At 45.4% G+C, this 19,958-nt stretch carries 18 protein-coding genes; 1 reads left to right on the top strand and 17 read right to left on the bottom strand.

The features are described from left to right. Position 1: 1 nt before the first annotated feature. The 5 genes from AC58QT_RS30525 to AC58QT_RS30505 form a co-directional block, all read right to left on the bottom strand. On the bottom strand, positions 2–1,765 hold the full coding sequence (locus AC58QT_RS30525) for a glycoside hydrolase family 2 protein (protein ID WP_497412285.1): 1,764 nt from the start codon (positions 1,763–1,765) through the stop codon (positions 2–4). Positions 1,766–2,652: 887 nt separating this feature from the next. Then, complete coding sequence (locus tag AC58QT_RS30520) at positions 2,653–2,931, bottom strand: hypothetical protein (RefSeq protein WP_497412284.1); 279 nt, start codon at positions 2,929–2,931, stop codon at positions 2,653–2,655. Between the two features lie 165 nt (positions 2,932–3,096). After that, positions 3,097–3,840 carry a DUF8832 domain-containing protein gene (locus tag AC58QT_RS30515; protein WP_497412283.1) on the bottom strand — a complete coding sequence of 248 codons (744 nt, stop codon included), beginning with the start codon at positions 3,838–3,840 and terminating at the stop codon, positions 3,097–3,099. Positions 3,841–3,935: 95 nt separating this feature from the next. After that, positions 3,936–4,955, bottom strand: coding sequence for a hypothetical protein (locus tag AC58QT_RS30510; RefSeq protein WP_497412282.1), 1,020 nt, complete (start codon positions 4,953–4,955; stop codon positions 3,936–3,938). 14 nt (positions 4,956–4,969) lie between these two features. Next, on the bottom strand, positions 4,970–5,725 hold the full coding sequence (locus AC58QT_RS30505; RefSeq protein WP_497412281.1) for a DUF975 family protein: 756 nt from the start codon (positions 5,723–5,725) through the stop codon (positions 4,970–4,972). A 165-nt stretch (positions 5,726–5,890) separates the two neighbouring features. Here AC58QT_RS30505 and AC58QT_RS30500 point away from each other — a divergent pair, with 165 nt between their 5' ends. Next, a complete protein-coding gene (locus AC58QT_RS30500) occupies positions 5,891–7,471 on the top strand; it encodes a glycoside hydrolase family 26 protein (RefSeq protein ID WP_497412280.1) in 1,581 nt (526 codons plus the stop codon). Positions 7,472–7,540: 69 nt separating this feature from the next. Here AC58QT_RS30500 and AC58QT_RS30495 read toward each other — a convergent pair whose 3' ends face one another. The 12 genes from AC58QT_RS30495 to AC58QT_RS30440 all read right to left on the bottom strand — a co-directional run bounded on the left by AC58QT_RS30495 (position 7,541) and on the right by AC58QT_RS30440 (position 19,791). After that, entirely contained in the window at positions 7,541–8,671 is a 1,131-nt protein-coding gene (locus AC58QT_RS30495) for a glycoside hydrolase family 88 protein (RefSeq protein ID WP_497412279.1), read from the bottom strand. 83 nt (positions 8,672–8,754) lie between these two features. After that, positions 8,755–9,591 carry a carbohydrate ABC transporter permease gene (locus tag AC58QT_RS30490; protein ID WP_310500721.1) on the bottom strand — a complete coding sequence of 279 codons (837 nt, stop codon included), beginning with the start codon at positions 9,589–9,591 and terminating at the stop codon, positions 8,755–8,757. Positions 9,592–9,607: 16 nt separating this feature from the next. Then, complete coding sequence (locus AC58QT_RS30485) at positions 9,608–10,546, bottom strand: carbohydrate ABC transporter permease (RefSeq protein WP_497412278.1); 939 nt, start codon at positions 10,544–10,546, stop codon at positions 9,608–9,610. A gap of 67 nt (positions 10,547–10,613) precedes the next feature. Further along, a complete protein-coding gene (locus AC58QT_RS30480) occupies positions 10,614–11,960 on the bottom strand; it encodes an ABC transporter substrate-binding protein (RefSeq protein WP_497412277.1) in 1,347 nt (448 codons plus the stop codon). Positions 11,961–12,324: 364 nt separating this feature from the next. Beyond that, entirely contained in the window at positions 12,325–13,443 is a 1,119-nt protein-coding gene (locus AC58QT_RS30475) for a GntR family transcriptional regulator (protein ID WP_497412276.1), read from the bottom strand. A gap of 194 nt (positions 13,444–13,637) precedes the next feature. Beyond that, on the bottom strand, positions 13,638–14,312 hold the full coding sequence (locus AC58QT_RS30470) for a TVP38/TMEM64 family protein (RefSeq protein WP_497412275.1): 675 nt from the start codon (positions 14,310–14,312) through the stop codon (positions 13,638–13,640). After that, a complete protein-coding gene (gene msrB, locus AC58QT_RS30465) occupies positions 14,257–14,718 on the bottom strand; it encodes a peptide-methionine (R)-S-oxide reductase MsrB (protein WP_497412274.1) in 462 nt (153 codons plus the stop codon). The genes AC58QT_RS30470 and msrB overlap by 56 nt, the downstream gene beginning before the upstream one ends. Positions 14,719–14,724: 6 nt before the next feature. Beyond that, positions 14,725–15,696: a peptide-methionine (S)-S-oxide reductase MsrA gene (msrA, locus tag AC58QT_RS30460; RefSeq protein WP_497412273.1), complete on the bottom strand. Its 972-nt coding sequence runs from the start codon at positions 15,694–15,696 to the stop codon at positions 14,725–14,727. A 350-nt stretch (positions 15,697–16,046) separates the two neighbouring features. Next, positions 16,047–17,339, bottom strand: a complete 1,293-nt coding sequence (locus AC58QT_RS30455; protein ID WP_497412272.1) for an epoxide hydrolase family protein — start codon at positions 17,337–17,339, stop codon at positions 16,047–16,049. A gap of 45 nt (positions 17,340–17,384) precedes the next feature. Continuing rightward, positions 17,385–17,753, bottom strand: a complete 369-nt coding sequence (locus AC58QT_RS30450) for a hypothetical protein (protein WP_497412271.1) — start codon at positions 17,751–17,753, stop codon at positions 17,385–17,387. Positions 17,754–17,908: 155 nt separating this feature from the next. After that, on the bottom strand, positions 17,909–18,541 hold the full coding sequence (locus AC58QT_RS30445) for a response regulator (protein ID WP_497412300.1): 633 nt from the start codon (positions 18,539–18,541) through the stop codon (positions 17,909–17,911). Positions 18,542–18,570: 29 nt separating this feature from the next. Further along, a complete protein-coding gene (locus AC58QT_RS30440) occupies positions 18,571–19,791 on the bottom strand; it encodes a sensor histidine kinase (RefSeq protein ID WP_497412270.1) in 1,221 nt (406 codons plus the stop codon). Positions 19,792–19,958: the final 167 nt, after the last annotated feature.

The following is a 19,958-nucleotide window of genomic DNA, read 5'->3' as shown; positions in this document are numbered from 1 at the left end:
ATTAGTTACGATCATTAATCGCTTTGATGATTTCTACAGGGATCTTCGGCTTGCGATCATAAGTCAGCAATCCATTAATTTCCTGCTCCACATCCGTCAATTGCGTATAGCAATAACCTTGCACAACGCCAGAGTTCAGGAGTGGACGAATGACTGCGCGCAGCTTTTGCTCATAATCCTCGTCATTATCTGCCCCGGAATAGCCCCAGCCTTCCCATTCACTCTTCTTGTACGCAATTCCGCCAAATTCGGTAACCAGAATCGGCTGACCTTGATAAGGGAAGCCTTCCACGAATAGACGTCGATTCGCTGGCATCGCGTGAACCGCTTTTTCCTTGGAGCTGTATCGCTCAGTGAGTACTTCTTCTCTCCACTCATAATCATGAATGGCAAATAAGTCAGTTGTCACAAGCTCCCATCCATCATTCGAGATTACCGGGCGCATTGGATCCAGCGATTTGCTCAGATGATACATCGTCAAAGCGTGCTGCTGCTGCAGTTTATCAATTTGAATGTTCGGGACACCCCAACTTTCATTGAGCGGTACCCAAGCAATAATCGACGGGTGATTATAATCCCGCTCCATCGAGGCAATCCATTCTTTCGTAAATTGCCCTACGTACTTATCCGTGTACTCGTACGCATTCGCGGCTTCACTCCACACAACAAGCCCTAGTACATCGCACCAGTACAAGAATCTTGGATCCTCCAACTTCTGATGCTTACGTGCCCCATTGAAGCCCATCGCTTTAGTAAGCTCGACATCTTGTTTGATCGCATCATCGCTCGGCGGTGTCAAATTCCCATCGGGGAAGTAGCCTTGATCCAGTACCATTTTCAAGAAATAAGGACGATTATTCAAGCACAACTTGCCATCTTCAATGGAAACCTTGCGCATACCGAAGTAGCTGCTGACAACATCCACAACCTCATTATCAATCAGCAATGTAAAATTAACATCGTATAGGTTCGGCTTCTCCGGTGTCCACCAACCGCCAAGTCCATGATCATTGAAGTCATTCAACCGCACTTTCCGTGCGCCCGTCCCACTTCGAATGCCATACACGTCTTCCGATACAATCTCGCCTTTAAACGAGATATCCACCTTCAATTGGTACGTGGATGTGGCATTTGCGTCGATCCCCTCGATGTCGTACTTAATTTCAATCTGCTTCGCATCGATATCCGGGGTCATCTTCACCTTCGCTAAGTGTGCATCCGCAGAGACCGCTTCTAACCACACCGTTTGCCAAATACCTGTAGTTCTTGTATAGAAAATGCTCGCGGAATCCGCTTTCCAGTATTGCTTCCCACGTGGCAGTGTGACATCTTTACTGAAGTCGACAGCCTTTACAACGAGCTTATTGCTTCCCGCTTGAAGCGCTTCCGTAATGTCCGCATGGAAAGGCGTGTGACCTCCTTCATGTGTTGCGACCAGGATGCCATTCACCCAGACCGATGCCAAGTAATCGACGGCTCCAAAATGAAGTAGAATTCGCTTATTCGCAAATTCCTTTGGAATCTCCAGCTCGCGGCGGTACCAGACGACATCGTGAAATTCATTACTTCCAATGCCGCTTAATTGACTTTGAAAAGCAAAAGGTACTTGGATCTTCTGTGAAAATGCCTTCTCGCCTTGGTGCCATTTCTGTTTGGATCCTATAGATGCATCATCGAATTCGAATTCCCACTCACCGTTCAAATTGATCCAGCTATCTCGTACAAATTGTGGTCTAGGGTATTCAGCTCTTGGTTGATTGCTCATTGTGATGGAAAACCTCCAATTAGATAATTTATAAGTTAATTAAATAACGTAATAATTCCTGATTTCATTATGCAATCGCTTGAATATAAAGTCAATATATGTTATTCAATTAACTTTTAAGTTACACTAATGAAGACCTCATGACTCGTCGTTTAGACTATATTTGATTCGCTGAGACTGCTACTTTCGACGTCTCATCGCGAACTTGGTGCTGTTGCGCAACTGAGACTGCAATTATTGACGTCTCAGCTACGCGTTTCGTCGTTTTGACTAGTTTGACTCGCTGAGACTGCTACTTTCGCCGTCTCAGAGTGAACTTGGTGCTGATGCGACTCCGAGACTGCAATTATTGACGTCTCAGCGCCGCGTTTCGTCGTTTAGACTAGTTTGCTTCTCTGAGACTGCTACTTTCGACGTCTCACCACGAACTTGGTGCTGATGCACAACTGAGACTGCAATTATTGACGTCTCAGCGCCGCGTTTCGTCGTTTAGACTAGTTTGACTCGCTGAGACTGCTACTTTTGACGTCTCAGAGCGAACTTGGTGCTGATGCGCAACTGAGACTGCAATTATTGACGTCTCAGCGCCGCGTTTCAGCGTTTTGACTAGTTTGACTCGCTGAGACTGCTACTTTTGACGTCTCAGAGAGAACTTGGTGCTGTTGCGTAACTGAGACTGCAATTATTGACGTCTCAGCTACGCGTTTCGTCGTTTTGACTAGTTTGATTCTCTGAGACTGCTACTTTTGAAGTCTCAGAGTGAACTTGGTGCTGTTGCGCAACTGAGACTGCAATTATTGACGTCTCAGCGCCGCGTTTTCGTAGTGATATGGTAATAAAAGACCCCCACACAGATATTCTCCATGTGAGGGTCCTTAGAACATAAACTAGTCAATATAGCCGGCCATGCCATTTTTCATCAAGTATTCCATCTCAGCTTCCAAGATCGTATCCACCGCAAGCTCACTCAACTTCACATCAGGCCGGCTCAGTATATGATCGATCAAATCATCACTATCAATGTCTACAGGGCCTTTGGAGCCTTGCTCGGCTTTGGTGATATACGCTTTCTCATGTTTAAGTACAAGCTCAACTTGCTTCGGGTCGGCCTTCGTCTTGCTGATAATGAATTGCAACAGCTCCTGCTCATTCATGGGTGCAGTCATTCTTCTCACTCCTAATCTGGTTATATCGCCTATTGTACCATAAGTGAACAAAAAGAGACCCACAGCAACGGGCCGCGGGTCTAAAGGTTTATATTTAAAAAGGGGGTCGTCTTTTATTATAAGCGATTAACATGTAGGACAGATGACTATCATATTTCTTTTATATTACAAATTCACATTGATCACATACGGAACGATGAACACTTCGTTATTTTGCTGAAATTGGCCCCAAATTTTGTATATGCCTTTTTTGGGAAACAGAATCTTAAACGCCGCGGTTGGCCCTGAAGTCGCTGTTGGATCCGCCGGATGAACATGGACATACTCATTCCCATCCTCACTAATCGCAACAATATGACCTACGCTGCCTAGGTAAGGCTGCAAATTGGTAACAGGTGTTTTTTCTACGCCTTGCTTGAATGTGAATACCATGTCAAGGGTCATCCCTGCCATGAGATGATCGAAAGCTAGCGTGACTTCCTTGTCACCGACTTGTTTAGTTAAGCTTTTGTCAGGCTGAAGTTTAACTGCCTTCGGGGCTTTCCCGTTAATCGTCACCCAATGGGATTGAACAGTCTCCCCTAAGTCCGTCGGCGTAAAATCAGCAATAAGCTGATAGTACCCTCCCGCGGGGAATGACGTTTGGACATCGAATCGACCAGCGCCCGCATAGTTGGGATGCAAGTGGTCGAAGTAGGACAAATCCCGACTGACCACGATGAGGTGCATCAGCTTCTCATGCATCAGATCAAACTTCTCGATCGGCCGATTCCATTTATTTTGAACCAGAATGGTTATGTTGGATAACTCATTCGGTAAATAATGGGGTGAATCCAAGGAGAAGCGGGCAAGTGCGTCACTCGAATGTTGATGTGTAACCGATGATGAGGGCATCGTCATGCCGGTCATACCTGACATCTCCGACATATCAATCGTCGTTGTCGAAGATGAACCGCAAGCTGAAAGGAAGACAACTAGGCAGATAAGGGGCAGCAGCTTCCCTCTCATCTGCTTGGGCTAGTTGCAACTGGCGCTGCAAGAATACTTAAACCAAGCGACGACAATGCACACAGGAATATCGTCCCTCCCCACAGCTCAGGCGACCAGTCTAAGGTATGAAATAATTTCAAGTTAGCGAAATACAGTCCCCAAATCAAGACAGGAAGTACAAAGAAGACAGCCTTATACCGCCAATCTGTTACCTCTCTCTCTTTGATTTCACGAAATAAAACATCTCCGATCACGCCGCTAATGAGCAGAATGATGATTGAACCATAATCCCTAAATCCATCAAGAACCGCAAGGAAGATGGACTCAAACAGGAAGAAGAACGTAACCGTACCGAAGGGGAGCTTCCATCTGCGCAGGACAAACATGACTGGAATGACAAGAATCATAGTTGTCAGCATAAAATCAACTACCGCTTTGGCTACCGCATCGTAGTCTCTCGCCATCCATAAGTTTTGGCGGAAGGACCATGCGTACATAAGGAAGAAAGCGAACACCGTAAACGTGAGCCCGATTGATGTTAGCGCCGGTAACAATTGGCGAAACGTCGGCGCAGCCCCCTTTTCAGCAGCGCTGATCGCACGGTAGGGACTTGTCAATATTAAGAGCGCCCCCGATAACAATAGGAGATGGGTCGGGCTTAGAAGCGCTTCAATATTTTTCTCAATGCCGAAGACCGTGTGCCAATACATATCGCCAAGCCCACCTGCAAAGAAGAGGATAACCCCTGCTACGCCAAGCTTATAGCCAACGGGGATCGCAGAGATCCAAGTCGTGGATTGGTTACTGATTTTGTTCGAACGAATCATGAAGAAAATCCAACCTGCACAAGCCAAGTAACCGGAGTAAAGAATCGCGTGCCACGGTGTGAAAAAGGTTTCTACTGCTCCATGGTTATGGGCGAAGCCATCAATAAACAGGCCAATAATGAGCCACATCCCCATGATCATCGTGATCGAATGCTTGGACGTCGTCGTGGTACCTTTTACCTTACTTACCTCTACTTGGACAGACAAAAACGATCAGCTCCTTACGAAATGATTAGATTTAGTTCTTCGGGGGTGCTAAGTCCATCGTTCAATGCTTGCTGACGCAGTGCCAAATATAACTCAGCTTTCGTCGTATTATAATAAGGTAATACAAACAACACACCTACGCCAAGTGCTAAAACACCCAGAAGAAACCACCCAATAAAGGAAAGATCCAGCACAAACATCCGCCATTTAAATCCGCGCGTCATCTGATTGCTGAGCTGTACGGCTCTTTTCCGGCCAATCGTAGGGTTATCTCCCAAAATATACGGAACCAAACTGTAGGCATAACTCTTCACGATACCAGGGATGATGAGCAATAAAAACCACAAAAAGTTAAGCAAAGCACTCCAAAACATCGCAGCAACCGTTCCTACATACTTCCCTTTGCCAAATGCATAAAGCAGATAGTTCATATTCACATCGCCTTGAGAGGCTTGTTTGAAATATTGCTGTGTGTTCACTTTAAACGGGGCCAACACAAAGATATTGAAGGCGGCTACGGCCAATCCTACTACGATCGCAACAAGAATAATGATGATCAGAATTAGTGCACCTACACCATCCGAAATATCCCCAAAATCAGCTTGCATGCCTGACAGATTAACGGAGGAACCACTATTCGAATTCCAGTTGCAACTTGGGACACCCCCGCCGATGATGGCAAGCAGTAAGCTGACCAAGAATGCCTTCCAATACGATGTTCGAAGTACTAGTTTGGCTCTGCTTTTTAATTCCTTACGTGACCAATCCACGCAATCCCTCCTCAGGTAAATCCATATATACCATCTTATTTTATCTTGGAATGGCATAGAACAGTACCTATTTTTACCAAACCAGATGCGATCTTTCTTTCATTGACCGTCTCCTAGATATGGGCATACAATTAGTCATAATCCCCTGTGAGAGGAAGCCACTTCATGCATACAAAGGTTGTCTGGATTTTTGCAGCTTTACTAGGCTTGGCGAGCTGTATCGCCATTCTCCTATTCGTTATAGATCGTAAAGTGGATCTGATTGAGCCTAATCAACCAGCAATGGCTGATGTGGATAATCCTCCCACAACGACTGATTCTCCTTCTCGACCTAAGCAACCCGATCTGATCACGTATTGGACTGACCAAGAGAAGAAATCTAACCAAACAGGGCATCCAGAAGCTGCAGCAGACTACAGAGAACGTATCACTGCCTACACAGCTGGACCTCCTTCGGTACCTCCAATTTGGCCTAACCTACAAACACCTTCAACGCATATGGAACTCTATCTCCGTAACTCAATACCGGCCGATTCTTCCAAAACAGCTACTCCTTCAACTTCCTTGTTAGCCAAACATGAGCCAGCATCAGGGGTGTATATCGGTATGCTTGGGGCAGATCGCCGAGTAGGCTATGATGTCACGAAGATTGAGGACGTATATGGACGCAAGCACGCACTTTACTTGGCCTATGTAGGATGGCGGAAAGTGCAAACGGACACGAATACCTACTTCCCCGCACGGACTGCCGAAAGAGTCAAAGAGCTTGGCGGAGCCCTCCAGATTGGTTGGGAACCACGTTACGGCTTAGACGACGTACAAGATGATGAATATGTCCGCCGATTCGCGCGCGAGGCCAAAGCGTCCGGAATCCCAATCTTTCTTCGTTACGCTTCGGAAATGAATGGAGCTTGGGTGCCCTGGCACGGAGAACCGCAGAAATATATAGAGAAATTCCGCCTTGTTCACGACATTATGGCCGAAGAAGCGCCGAATGTAGCCATGGTGTGGTCGCCAAACTTCTGGCCACCGGATACGGTCGATGACTACTATCCTGGGGACGCCTACGTGGACTGGGTAGGTTTTTCCTTATATAGCACCCCCATCTCAGCTGAGAAAGAACAGTTAAAGGGCACCGTTATTGATACCTTTGCCCCGCTCTACGAACGCTACAGCCATAAGCCTATTATGATTTCAGAAGGGGCTGTTGCACACACCTATTTGCCAACGAATCAATCGTATTGGAGCTGGGCAGAAGGCCAGTTGGGTTACATGTATGGACTCTTACCGCGATTGTTTCCACAGATAAAAGCAATCACTTACTTTAACTACAGCCGTGCTCAAGCTATTCGAACAAACGGAAGTTATGTCTACGATATCGGAGAGAATCCTTACATGGACGGGTATTATCAAAGACTGATCGCTTCCGATTGGTTTTTGAGTAAAATCGAACAAGGAGTGAATCCTATTTCGTATCGGTATTCGCCAGTCAATTCACCTTCGATCCCGACTGGGAAACAAACCGTGCTCGTGTATCCCAAGCTTGTGAATGATCGAGGTGAACCCCCATTTGCCATCGCCCTATACCAAGGTAAACAATTGCTTGGTGTGAGTTATGAGGCTCCCTGGGAAATCGACATTCAAGTAAATGCCGAATCGGCCTCTGAACCATGGACCGTGTTCGCCTTCAATACCAAGATGGAACTGACGGCTGCCAACACCGGTATTGGGCTCGCCAAGAGGTGAACATCCTACACAGCATAGATAAAAGGTACAGTTCCTCCCATTCAGCGAGGATAGCTGTACCTTTTTCTTTTACCAATATGTTTTGGTTACCCCGAGCAATCGAGCTACAGCCTCAGCAAAATAATAATCCCCATAAATTAAGGAGCAATCCACATGCTTGCCAGCTGGATGGTGTTCACAACCATGATGGAGCAAGCCTGCATGGTTCGGTTCTTCACGTGTTGAGTAAACTTCAAAGAGATGCTGTACGACACGCCTTGCAAAATCTGTATACAGATTTTTCTCTTTCTTGTCGACATGCTTAGCTAGTTCTAGAAGACTTGCAGCAGCGATAGCGGCAGCTGAACTGTCACGAAGTGCTTGTGCCGGATTCGGCACATCAAAGTCCCATAATGGCACCAGATCTTCGCCAATCCTGTCCAGATAGGCCTTCGCACAGCCACGCGCAACATCAAGATAAGCCTTCTTCCCCGTATACTTGTAAGCTTGTGTATAACCGCCTATTGCCCATGTCTGTCCGCGGGACCAGCAAGACTCGTCCGCATAACCTTGGAAGGTTTGTCCAAATTTAGGTGCACCCGTTTCTGGATCGAAGACATACGTATGGAACGCTGTAAAGTCAGGCCGAATAATCGTACCCGCACACGTATCAGCATGGGCTTCCGCTACTTGCCTGTAGGTATCATCCCCTGTCTCTTCCGCAGCCCAGAACAGGATTGGCAGATTGTACATGCAATCGATAATAATTCGGCCTCTGTTTTCCTCACTAAAGGCCTCACCTGGCTGCCATACGTTCCAAGCCTGGATAAACTTTCCCTTCTCATTAAAACGAGACATAAGTTGGTCCGCTGCATCAATAGCCACCTTGCGAGCAGAGAGACTCCCCGTTAACTTGTAATCCGCAACGAAAGATAACGCGTATAGAAACCCAATATCGTGATCCAACGTTTGGGGTGCTTCGTACAAGCGTTGCAGCAATCTTGGGTAAGAATTACGTGCGGAAGCCATAAATTGCTCATCCTGTGTAAGCTCATAGCTAAGCCAATTGAGCCCCGTCCAGAAGCCGCCTGTCCAAAAGCCATTCTCCGAAAATTCATACGCAGCATCTTTGGTATGCGTGGGCAGACGATCTCCGAAAGCGCTTGCATTGCGACTTGTTTTTTCTGCAATAAAAGCAATTACCTCATTCAATGATTGCATGACAGCCTCCTGAAGTATCCTATTTATGCTTCATTATAAGCACTTTTTTAGGCTTAATCTACAAGAGAATTGGCATGAATTGGTTATCCTTTTATACCGCTAAAGGTAATTCCACTAATAAACGTTTTCTGAAGAAGAAAGAAAAGCACAATAACCGGCAGTGTCATCAAGGTGGAGACGGCCATTAACAGCCCCCATTCCGAGCCTTTTTGACTTTGAAATTGCTGCAATCCGAGTGATACCGTATAGGATGGCTCATTCGTTAAATACAGCAACGGACCGATGAAATCCGTCCAGCTCCCCATAAATTGAAACAGAGCCACTGCTAAAACCGCCGACTTCGCTAAGGGAAACATAATTTGCAGATAAATACGGAACTCACTGGAGCCATCAATACGTGCCGCTTCCCGAAGGGCATCCGGCAGTCCAAGGAAAAACTGTCTTAATAAGAAGATGTAAAAAGGGACGCCAAAAAATTGCGGAACAATAAGCGGGAGATAGGTACCCACCCAACCTAATTTACTGAACAAAAGGAAAAGTGGGATCATGGTGACTTGTCCGGGAATCATCATAACGGCAAGGGTGACGAAGAACAATACATCGCGACCACGCCACTCTAGCTTGGCAAAGCTGTAGGCCACCAACGGACAGGAGATGATGACACCTAAGGTGCTGACAATTGTAATAATCGCTGTATTTTTCAAATACGTCCAGAAGGGGATATAGTCAACGGCACGCGCATAGTTGCTCCATTGAAAAGGATGCGGAATCCACTCTGGCGGAAAGGTGAAGATTTGTGTGAGCGGCTTCAATGAAGTTGATACCAGCCATATAAAAGGAATAATGAAAAAGAATGAAGCAATAATTAAGCATAAATGAGCGACAGATCGGCTTACTCTCTTACTAGCTAGTGGATTCATTCCATCATGTCCTCCTCTATTTACCTTGATAATGAACCCAACGTTTTGAGGTTACGAAAATCAACCCAGTTAAAGCGATAACGATTACAAACAAGATCCAAGCCATGGCGGAAGCGTAGCCCATTTTGAAGTATTTGAATCCATTCTCATATAAATACATGACGTAAAATGTCATGGAATTGGCAGGTGTTCCTTGCCCTTTGGTCATGGTGTAGGGAAGTGTGAATTGTTGAAAGGCACCGATCGTACCCATAACTAAATTGTAGAAAATAACAGGTGTTAGCAACGGCAGCGTTACGGCTTTCGTTTTCTGAAACCAACTCGCGCCATCAATTTCCGCTGCTTCGTAATATTCATCGGGGATATCTGCTAATCCGGCAAGGTAGATGACGACCGCATGACCGATTCCCCAAAGCGACATCAAGATCAACGATGGTTTGGACCATGATTCACCACCTAGCCAAGGAGGACCATCGATCCCTATGCTGGCTAACATCCCATTCACTAAGCCAAAGTTTGGATGCAGCAGCCACATCCACAGCACAGCCAAGGCCACTTGCGGTACAAGCGTCGGTAAGAAGAAGATCGTTCGGTAAATGGCCATTCCCTTGATTCTCATATTTAGCATCATGGCGAGCGCTACACCGAAAAATATACTTAAGGGTACGAAGAATACAGCAAAATAGATCGTATTGTAGATGGATTTCCAAAACAATGGATCATTGAAAAGGTCCTTGTAGTTCGTCAAACCGATAAATTCACCAGGCTGCAGAATACTATACGTGGTGAGGCTGAAGTAAAATGAGGCGAACATCGGGATTGCATAAAAGCCGAGTAGTCCGAGCGCCCAAGGTGATGCAAAGAGCCATCCAATCAAGTTTGTCTTGTGGAAAGATTTCCGTTTTCTTGTTGTTCGACGGTCTAGTACGAGCACTGAATTTGCTGAATTTGCCATGAACATCCACCTCCCGAATCGTCCAATAGGCAAGGAGAGACAGACTCCCCCCTGCCTATTGAGCATGTTATTTCTTATATTTCTCTAAAGCTTTGTTAACGGTCTCGGTCACTTTATCTAAATTCTCTTTGGGACTGCCGCTGCCACGCGTGGACTTTTCAGTTGCAGAAGCTAATTCATTCCAAAGCAGCTGGCCTTCCGGAACGACTGGACGGTTGTGTGATTTCGGAAGAATATTAACGAATTCCTTCATAATCGGATCGTCTTTGTAGCCAAACTTCGCGTTTACAGCATCGATAACGGACATCCCCGACTGCGCATTCAGCAAGTACTGCCCTTCTTCCTTACCTAAGTATTCAAGGAACTTCCAAGCAGGTTCTATGTTCTTAGCTCCCTTAGGGATAATTAAAGACATACCGCCGGACCATGTTGTGAAGTTGGTTCCCGTTGGCGTCGGTATCGGTGTAACGCCATAATTCAGATCTGGTTTAAACTTTTTGATACCCGCAACTGTCCAGTTCCCACTAATCTTCATACTAATTTGACCCGTGATGAATGGATCCATCTCATCTGTCCCTGCTGCACTTGTGAAGCCTGTAATGTCTTCAACATTGTATTTTTTCGCAAAGTTCGTCATCCACTGCAGCGCATCTACGACCTTGGGATCATTGGCCGTGACTTTCCCCGTTGCCGGGTCCATAAAGTCTCCTCCGAACGACCATCCCCAGCTATATAGCCAACCTTGCGAGTACCATGGAATAAAACCGATACGCTTGAATCGTTTGCCATCCTTAATCGTTAATTTTTCAGCGGCTGCTTCAAGTTCGGCAATTGTTTTGGGCGGATTATTCGGATCTAGTCCGACTTCTTTGAATTGATCTTTATTGTAAAAGAGTAAGCGGGAATCCGTACCTAAGGGGATCGCATATAGCTTGTTTTGATAACTAGACTCATCCCAGGCAAATGGATAATAGGAGTTCTTCGTAATGCCAGCGCCTGTAGCCATTGTAGTCAAATCAGTCAAAGAACCTTGCGCTGCCCAAGAACCTACCTTAAAACGATCGAAAAAGGCAATATCTGGCGGGTTGCCGCCTGCAACGGCTGTAAGCAGCTTCTGATCAGCACCTTCGTTGGATTCTGTATAAACCAACTTGATTTTGATAGAAGGATTCTTCTCTTCAAATGCTTTCACGACTTTATTCATATTCTCCAAATCAATGGAGGTCAGACCGTGCCACAGTGTGACTGTTGCATTTCCCTGTCCGCTTGTCGTGCTGGATCCTGCGGTGGTTGATGGCGTACCTGAACTAGTACCTCCTGTGGATGAAGTCGTCGATGAACATGCGGTTGCAAGAACGGATATAGCGAGGACCGATACCATGGTTGGAAATATGAGCTTCGTGGATTTTCTCATGCATAATTCCCCCTTCAGATAGGTTTTGTATGCGCTTACATACTTGTTGAGCTTCTTCATGTAAAAAGGATGTTGGCGTTGAATACAACGTTTGTGTAACCTTTTACTAAGGAAACTGTTTACTTATATCTGGCTAGATAACCAGTTGTCCCACCTCTTTTCCATAAAATAGCATTAGTACATACTAAGTATATTAATATTTGCGGATATATCATGTCAACTCCAATATCACGACATCCAGGTGCACTTTTATCCCTTTTTCAAACCTTAGCGGGTAGGCTTCTGCCCTAGCTAAATAACAAAATAGACAAAAAAAAACATGGAAATATCCATGTTTTTACTTGCTATTCAGTGACCGTTAAAGCTAAGCTCTCACGATCATCCGATGCTCAATTATTCGTTGTTCAGGAACGGCCTCACCGATTAACTGGGAGACGAGCAAGTCAACTGCGCCTTCACCCATCCGTTTCTCATCTTGTTGAATGTGCGTAAAAATTGGCTTCCCTAGATGATCGTTCAGTGAGTCGAAGCATACGATGTCGTAGTCGTCCAAGGATTTGCCCATTGCATCAATGACCTGAGTCAACAGAGTAGCCACTAAAAATTCTGAAGCGACGAATGCTTTGACCTCAGGATATTGTTCCAAGAAACCTTGAAGCGCCAATTTGTCACTATCGTTGGCAGTTCCATTGTAATTAATAGGCAGGATTCCCTTTAAACTTGTCAAACAATAAGGTAGATGTAGCTTTAATCCCTCTTGCGTAAAGGCTAAGGTATACCCCAGCAGCCTTTCTTCCAAAGTTGATGTATTTTCTACAGGAGGAGACAGAAACGCAATGTCTTTGTGGCCTCTCCCGATCAGATGAAGTGTCAAGTCTTTAGCGGCTTTCTTGTTGTCCGTATACACCGAGCAAACCGGAATCCCCCTCAAATATCGATCCACCAATACAACAGGAAATTTGTCCAAGACGAGACGCAGCAGATCCGCATTATAATGCTCGCCATGGATCGGCGTTACGATTAAGCCCTTAATACCTAGACTGACAAACAATTGGATCGCGCGTTCTTCTTCTTCCCTGCTTCCCCAAGTCCGCTTGATGATGAGATCATAGTTGTGCACTGCGCTTTGCCTTTCCATCGACCGGAGCAGCTGCAAGCCGAATTCATCGGAAAAATTAGAAATAATAAACCCGATCAATGGTCTTGTTTGGACATTAGACAGTATCGCTCTTTCCTCAGAATGTCGCGTAGGCTCTAGCCCAACCGCAACTGGTTGCGCCACAAATGACCCTTTTCCCTGGATGCGTTTAACGAGCCCCTCTTCTGCCAGCTTCTCCAACGCTTTCTTGGACGTGATGCGGCTGACACCAAACTGCTCAGCAAGTTCTTTCTCTGAAGATACGCGATCTCCGACCTTCAACTTTCCCTCTTTAATCTCATGCACAATATGCCAATAAAGCTGTTCATATAAATGCGCTTCCATCTGGATCACCTGACCGTATGCCTTTAATATACTAAGTATATCATCCTAGGCATAATTAGCAATCCTAACATTATCTCTGTCATTTTTTGTCGAACATGTTGTCCTTATTCGAAATCGCTTCTGATGATCTCACTTAGAAAGTACACAAAACAGCAGAAAAGCACCCAATCACAATTGGATGCCTTTCCTCTAATCTATATATGAAATACGCGTTTCTTGAGAACAAGCGGGAGCAGTGTCATAACCACGAAAACAAGTGCAACCATCACGCTGTATACCGTCTTCTCCTGTAAGAACATCGAGCCCAGCAAGCAATAAGCGAACGTTCCTGGCATGATGCCTAGCAGCGTACCGAATACAAATGCTGAAACATTCATTTTCGCCACACCGGCTCCATAACTAATAAGGTCAAACGGAAATATAGGAATAAGCCGAAGAATCAACATATACACAAAGCCCTTTTGCTGCAGTTGTTGCCCTAGCTTGCCCCATTGCTCTTGTAACCTCGTGGAAACCAGTCGGTGACCCCATAATCGTGCTATCCCCCAAGATAATATCGCGCCTAGCATCACACCAATAATAGCATATAGGGTGCCCCATCCTGTGCCGAAAGCCAATCCGCCTGTCAAAGCTAGCACCGACTGGGGAAACCAAATGAAAGGACGCAAGGCACTTATAGCGATATAAAATACGGGCGCTGCCCAGCCAAATGCGATTATCCAAATCCTTATGTCTTCTGAAGTGAGATGCATAACTTGATGATTGTACATAATTAGTCCAATAACAATGAAGATAACGAATAAAGATTTGATTTTATTTCTCACTAAATAGTGGGAGATAGGCACCATAGCCACTTGCTTCAAGTTCATCTTTCGGAATAAATTTCATAGATGCAGAGTTCACACAGAATCGCAATCCTGTCTCATCAGGTCCGTCATTAAACACATCACCTAAGAAGGAATCCGCATTGCGACTTCTGACTTCACATCCAGAAAAGAAACCTTTCTTTTTCATAACAACGTTAGTGGTATCCAATGGCTTTGTAAAACTCGGCCAGCCTGTACGTGCATCGAACTTGTCTTTTGAACTAAACAGCGGCTCACCTGAAACGATATCTACGTAAATACCCTCAGCTTCATTATCCCAGTATTCATTCGCATACGGTCTCTCGTCCACACCATGCTGGGTGACATTATATTGTTGTTTCGTCAGCGTTTTTAACTTTTCTTCTTTATTAAAATCACCATTATAACTTTGTTTTGAGTTCGTATTCATGGCTCATCACTCCCAATCCCACATATTTTGTTCAAGATACCGCGGATCGGAGAAATACTTGTTCATCGTTTTCTTTACCGCTCCGCGAACTCTTTTGTAATAGTTCTGATGCTCGTCCTCAGCTTTGTAAAACGTTGATGCAGCGGCAACTTTCGTTAGAACTGGCTTACTAAACTGTCTAGATGCTGCGAGTTCCTTTCGAGATGCTTCCACAATCTCTTTTTGTTCAGGACTCCTGTAAAAAATGGCGGAATGATCGCCCGCGTCTGTTGGGTCAACGTTTTTCCAAAAATTTTGGAGCAACTCCTCATACGTAATTACATTAGGATCGAATTGAATCTCGACGGATTCAAGGTGGTCGGACGTTTTGGAAACGACTTTTTTGTAAGTCGGATTGTCATCTGTTCCACCTGTATAGCCGGTATGCACATCAGTCACGCCTTCAAGCTCTCGGAAAGACTTTTCCATATGCCAGAAGCAGCCACCAGCAAAAATAGCGGTATCGGAAGCCTCGATCACAACCGACTTCAGAGATTTGTTCATGCCGTAAATGATGCCTTGGTGATAGAAGATATGCATCGTACTCGCGTAGAGGAGCTCACCGATCGTCTCGGCATGCAGAAAATTCTCGCTCACGGGCTCATCTAGTCTATCTTGTAACGTATCATGGATATACGTGCGAAGTTCTTTCAATTGCGTGATCAATACGTCCCACTCCGGTGGTTCTTCTGTCCAATCCGCAGGTTTCGTACCGTAAGCGAACAAGGTTTTATAGCTTTCGGGAAGGATCAGCGGCTGCTTGGAAAGACCGAGCACTTCCATATGTGTAATGTATAGAACATGACCTAGCTGCCAATGAATATTGTTTTTATATCCTTCCGGAATGGCGCCGCGTTTCTCTGGTGGACATTGATTACATACGTGTATGAATTGATTCATGTGTTTATCCAATAAGCGAAATGCGAATGCTGCCCTCATGTTATTGTTCCTCCTTCAATGGTAGTACTTCGCTCTTCCCCTCAACTCAGTAATTCAACTTAGTAGTTCAAAAAACAGTTAATTTCATAAAAAGAGCCCGCAGTTAAAATAACGAGTAGAAAAATAATGACTAATTTTTTTCGCATATCGGAAAACTCCTTTTTCATGTTTTTTGATCTGCTGTAACTATTTATATCTATTTTATTAGTTACGAATATAACACAAACAACAACGTGTTACAAGTAACTATCTATATAAAATTTTGGGAGTTACAACCGCGATTAGTAAAAATGCAGCCCAACTGTCAAAAGGGCTGCATTTTTTACTCTGATGGTTCCAACAAATACGAATTAGCGTAGTGACTTGAATGCGGCTCGAAGCTCATTTGCAAAAATATCTGGCTGCTCCCATGCAGCGAAATGACCGCCTTTGTCAGGTCGATTGTAATAGATGAGGTTAGGATAGGCCTTCTTTGTCCAACTCCGCGGAGCCTGATAAATTTCGTTGGGAAAAGCACTCACAGCTACCGGAATCGTGACGCCTTTGGTGTTAAAATAACCGCCTTTATATTCTGCATACAGTTTAGCCGCAGAGACTCCCGTGTTCGTCAGCCAATACAGTGTGATGTTGTCCAGGATCTCATCACGTGTTAGTTCGCCAGTCTTGCTCGACTTCCGCTTCAGTCCTTCGACGAACGCCCCAGCTGGTTGGCCCTCAGCATCATTGTGATCGAGAAGCCAAGCGGCAAGTCCTACAGGTGAATCTGCAATACCGTATAAGGTTTGAGGGCGTGATGACATAAACCTGCCATACTCGCTTTGCATGGTATTACGAACCAACTGATCATAGGCACGTTGTTCATCAGCCGACAGTCCCGTAGGAGCTGGACCACCTGCTAGTGCTTTGTCAATCTCAACGGGAACCGTACCCGGCATGTTGGTGTGGATGGCGAGTAGCCCCTTCGGTGCCTGCAAACCCATCTGATCGACGATGATCGCCCCCCAATCGCCGCCTTGTGCGACGTAGTGGGTATAGCCGAGTCGCTTCATGAGCTCATCCCAGGCACGAGCTATGCGCTCGGGGCCCCAGCCAGGGCTCGTCGGCTTGCCGGAGAAGCCGTAGCCAGGCAGCGACGGAATGACGACATCAAACGCGTCTTCGGCCTTCCCGCCGTATGCGGTTGGATTGGTCAGTCGATCGATTAGCTTAATGTGCTCAAGCACCGATCCAGGCCAACCATGCGTAATGATGATCGGCAGCGCGTTCTTGTGGGGCGAACGGACGTGGATGAAATGAATGTCCTGCCCATCGATCTCAGTGACGAATTGAGGCAACGCGTTGAGCTTCGCCTCCACTTTGCGCCAATCGTAATCGTTCGCCCAATAGTGAGCTAGATCTTTCATCATGCCTAGCTGCACGCCTTGCGATGCATCCGCCACTCTTTCTTGCTCAGGCCATTTGGTCGCTTTTATGCGACGTCGTAATTCAGCAAGCTCCTCATCTGGAACTTGGACATGAAAAGGACGGATAGCGTTTTTGTCTACAGGCTGATTCTCTATCTCATTTGCGTGTGTGTCGAAGGCCGGCATTACCAGCGATATAACCAAAATCATGACAAAGCGATGCCAGTACCTGATGCTCATAAGGAATAGCGCTCCATTCGGAAAGTTTTTTGGAATAACCTTCCGTTAGGTTCTTTCCGAAGGGCAAGTCTTATTCATTTTCCCACAATCAAAGAATTCGCGGCAGATAACCAAATGATCAGTCAAGCTCATAGCGTCATTTGTGCTGCTGACCTCATCTATCTTCTTGACCATCGCATTGGTCTCGTCAAACATAATCGCTCGCCCTACATAAGTAATTGAATATTCCATTAAAAAATACCCATTGCCGGTTTCTGTTGACTTACTCAAAATCAAGGTAACATCAGGTGTTGAATCGTCATCGGCTTCGTAAGAATATATATGGATTTTCCATATTCTCAAGCAATCCGAACAATCGCAACAATAACAGTCATCATGCTTGAATTTGTCCAGTTCAAACCAGCCCTTTTTCATCCATTCACTTCCTTTACCCTTATGCCCACAAAGTATAACATGAATGGAACGTAAGCAAAGCTGTGAAAAGTCATGATCTGCCTACGAAAAAAGGCAAAACCTTGGATAGCCAAACATGAATAATTTCATGCTTCTATGCCAAAAGTCATGCCCATTCAACCTAATAGATGACGTACTGCAAATAGAGCTACTTGCGTCCTGTCGCGCAGTCCCAGCTTCGCTATTAAGCTAGAGACGTGATTCTTCACGGTACCCTCTGTCAAATACAGCATGCCAGCAATTTCTTTATTATTAAGCCCGCGACCCAATAAGGCGAGCACATCTTTCTCTCGATCCGTCAATTCTCGCAGTTTCTCTGGCTCCGCGTTACTTAATGCGTGGGTCTGATTCGGAATTCTATCCGACACGGCAATTAATTCTTTGAGCAGCATCGATGTAATGTCGTGTTGAAGTACCGTCCCTCCATTGTACACCGTCTGAATCGCACGGATAATCGCTTCCGAGGTCATATCCTTCAGCAAATAGCCATGAACCCCTTTTTCCAATACGTTCAAAATGAGTTCCGCGTCATCAAAAGTGGTTAAAATCAACACCTTTGTCTTTGGGTAGTGCTTAAGAATTAACTCCGTACCCTCGACGCCATCCATCCCCGGCATTCGAATATCCATTAATACGACATCCGGCTGCAACTCGACAACTTTGGCAAAAGCATCTCTGCCGTCCTCGGCAGTTCCAACCACCTCCATCCCTGGCTCCAGACCAATGATTGTAGCAAGACCGTCTCGCATCAGCCGCTGATCGTCGACAATGAGGATTTTCAATGGTGTCCCTCCGTTTCTGTTTGCGCATAGGGCAGCTTCACTTCAACAGTAAAGCCTTTTTGCTGATCCATCTCAAAATGTACGTCTCCCCTCCACTCCTTCACCCTTTCCCTCATATTCAGCAAACCAAATCCCAGATGAAGTGTGGCAGGCAATTTGCCATTATTCCGTATACTTAATGAAAATTCTGTTTCGGCAAAAGCCAACCCAATGACCGCATGGGTCGCATGGCCATGCTTCTGAGCATTCGTAAGCGATTCTTGTACAATGCGATACGCCGTTAATTGAAGATCTTTGGGGAGGGTAACAGGCATACCCGTCACTTCAAGAACAGTGTGAACCTTAGCAAATTTAGTGAACTCTTCTGCTAGACGGGTAAGGCTTTCTTCCAATGAAGTTGATGTAATGGATTCATCTCGGATTGCCCTTACAGATAGACGCACCTCTTGTATCGCAGACCTGACTAACTCTTCACATACCAAGTAGGTTTGTTCGCTCCGTAGAGGATCCAAGCTGCTCAGCTTGCGAGCCGCTTGCATCTGGACCAACAAAGCCGTCAGCTTATGACAAACCGTATCATGAATATCACGTGCTATTCGCACTCTTTCTCTCGCGGCTGCCCACTCTTCTGTCTGGTGCGCATAGGCTCGCAGTTGCTCGTGAGATTGCATCAATTGTGTATACAATTGCATGGTTTCCTGGCTTGCCTTTTTATGATAATGAATCAAAAAGCTGACTATGCAGGCGAACACAATGAACGAAGAGGAAATAAAATAGCTTGTTTTATCAAAGCGTCCATACATATACCAATCAATGCTTCCCATCGTAATCAAATAAATCACTAATAAGCTTACACCAGTCAGGATGAGCTTTCGGGGATTCTTTACAAACATACAAATCGCTAAAGCGGTAATGCCATTAAATAAGTGATTGGGGATTTGACCGCCGATATACACATAACCGTAAGAAGCGGTTAGCAAGAAATCGATGATTAAGAGGAACAAGAGCCAATGTTTTTTCATTTTGGCATAATATAGATTAACGAAAAGAAAGATCAACAAAGAAAGTGCAACAAAACTTAATCTCCAAAAGATAGCCATCGCGTTTTCAAAATAAAACATGCCCGTCAGCACAAAATCATAAACGAGCTTTAGTCCGAACAGCCACCTCAACGAAGCCGAACTCTTCCAGACCATATCTTTAACTTTCGGGATCATCGATAACTCCCTTCTCATGGGACGCCATGTAAAGGGAATTAACTCCCTGTTGGTATAGTCTTACCAGATCTCGATCTCCTATTAATACCAAGCACAAAAAGACCCACAGCCAGGGGCTGTGAGTCTCCGATTAAATTAGTTTCACCTAATGTATTGCCCAACCATCA

Source organism: Paenibacillus sp. J31R109 (genome assembly GCF_059692055.1).
The sequence above is the reverse complement of the archived record's forward strand: the minus strand, read 5'-3'. Positions and strand labels throughout refer to the sequence as shown.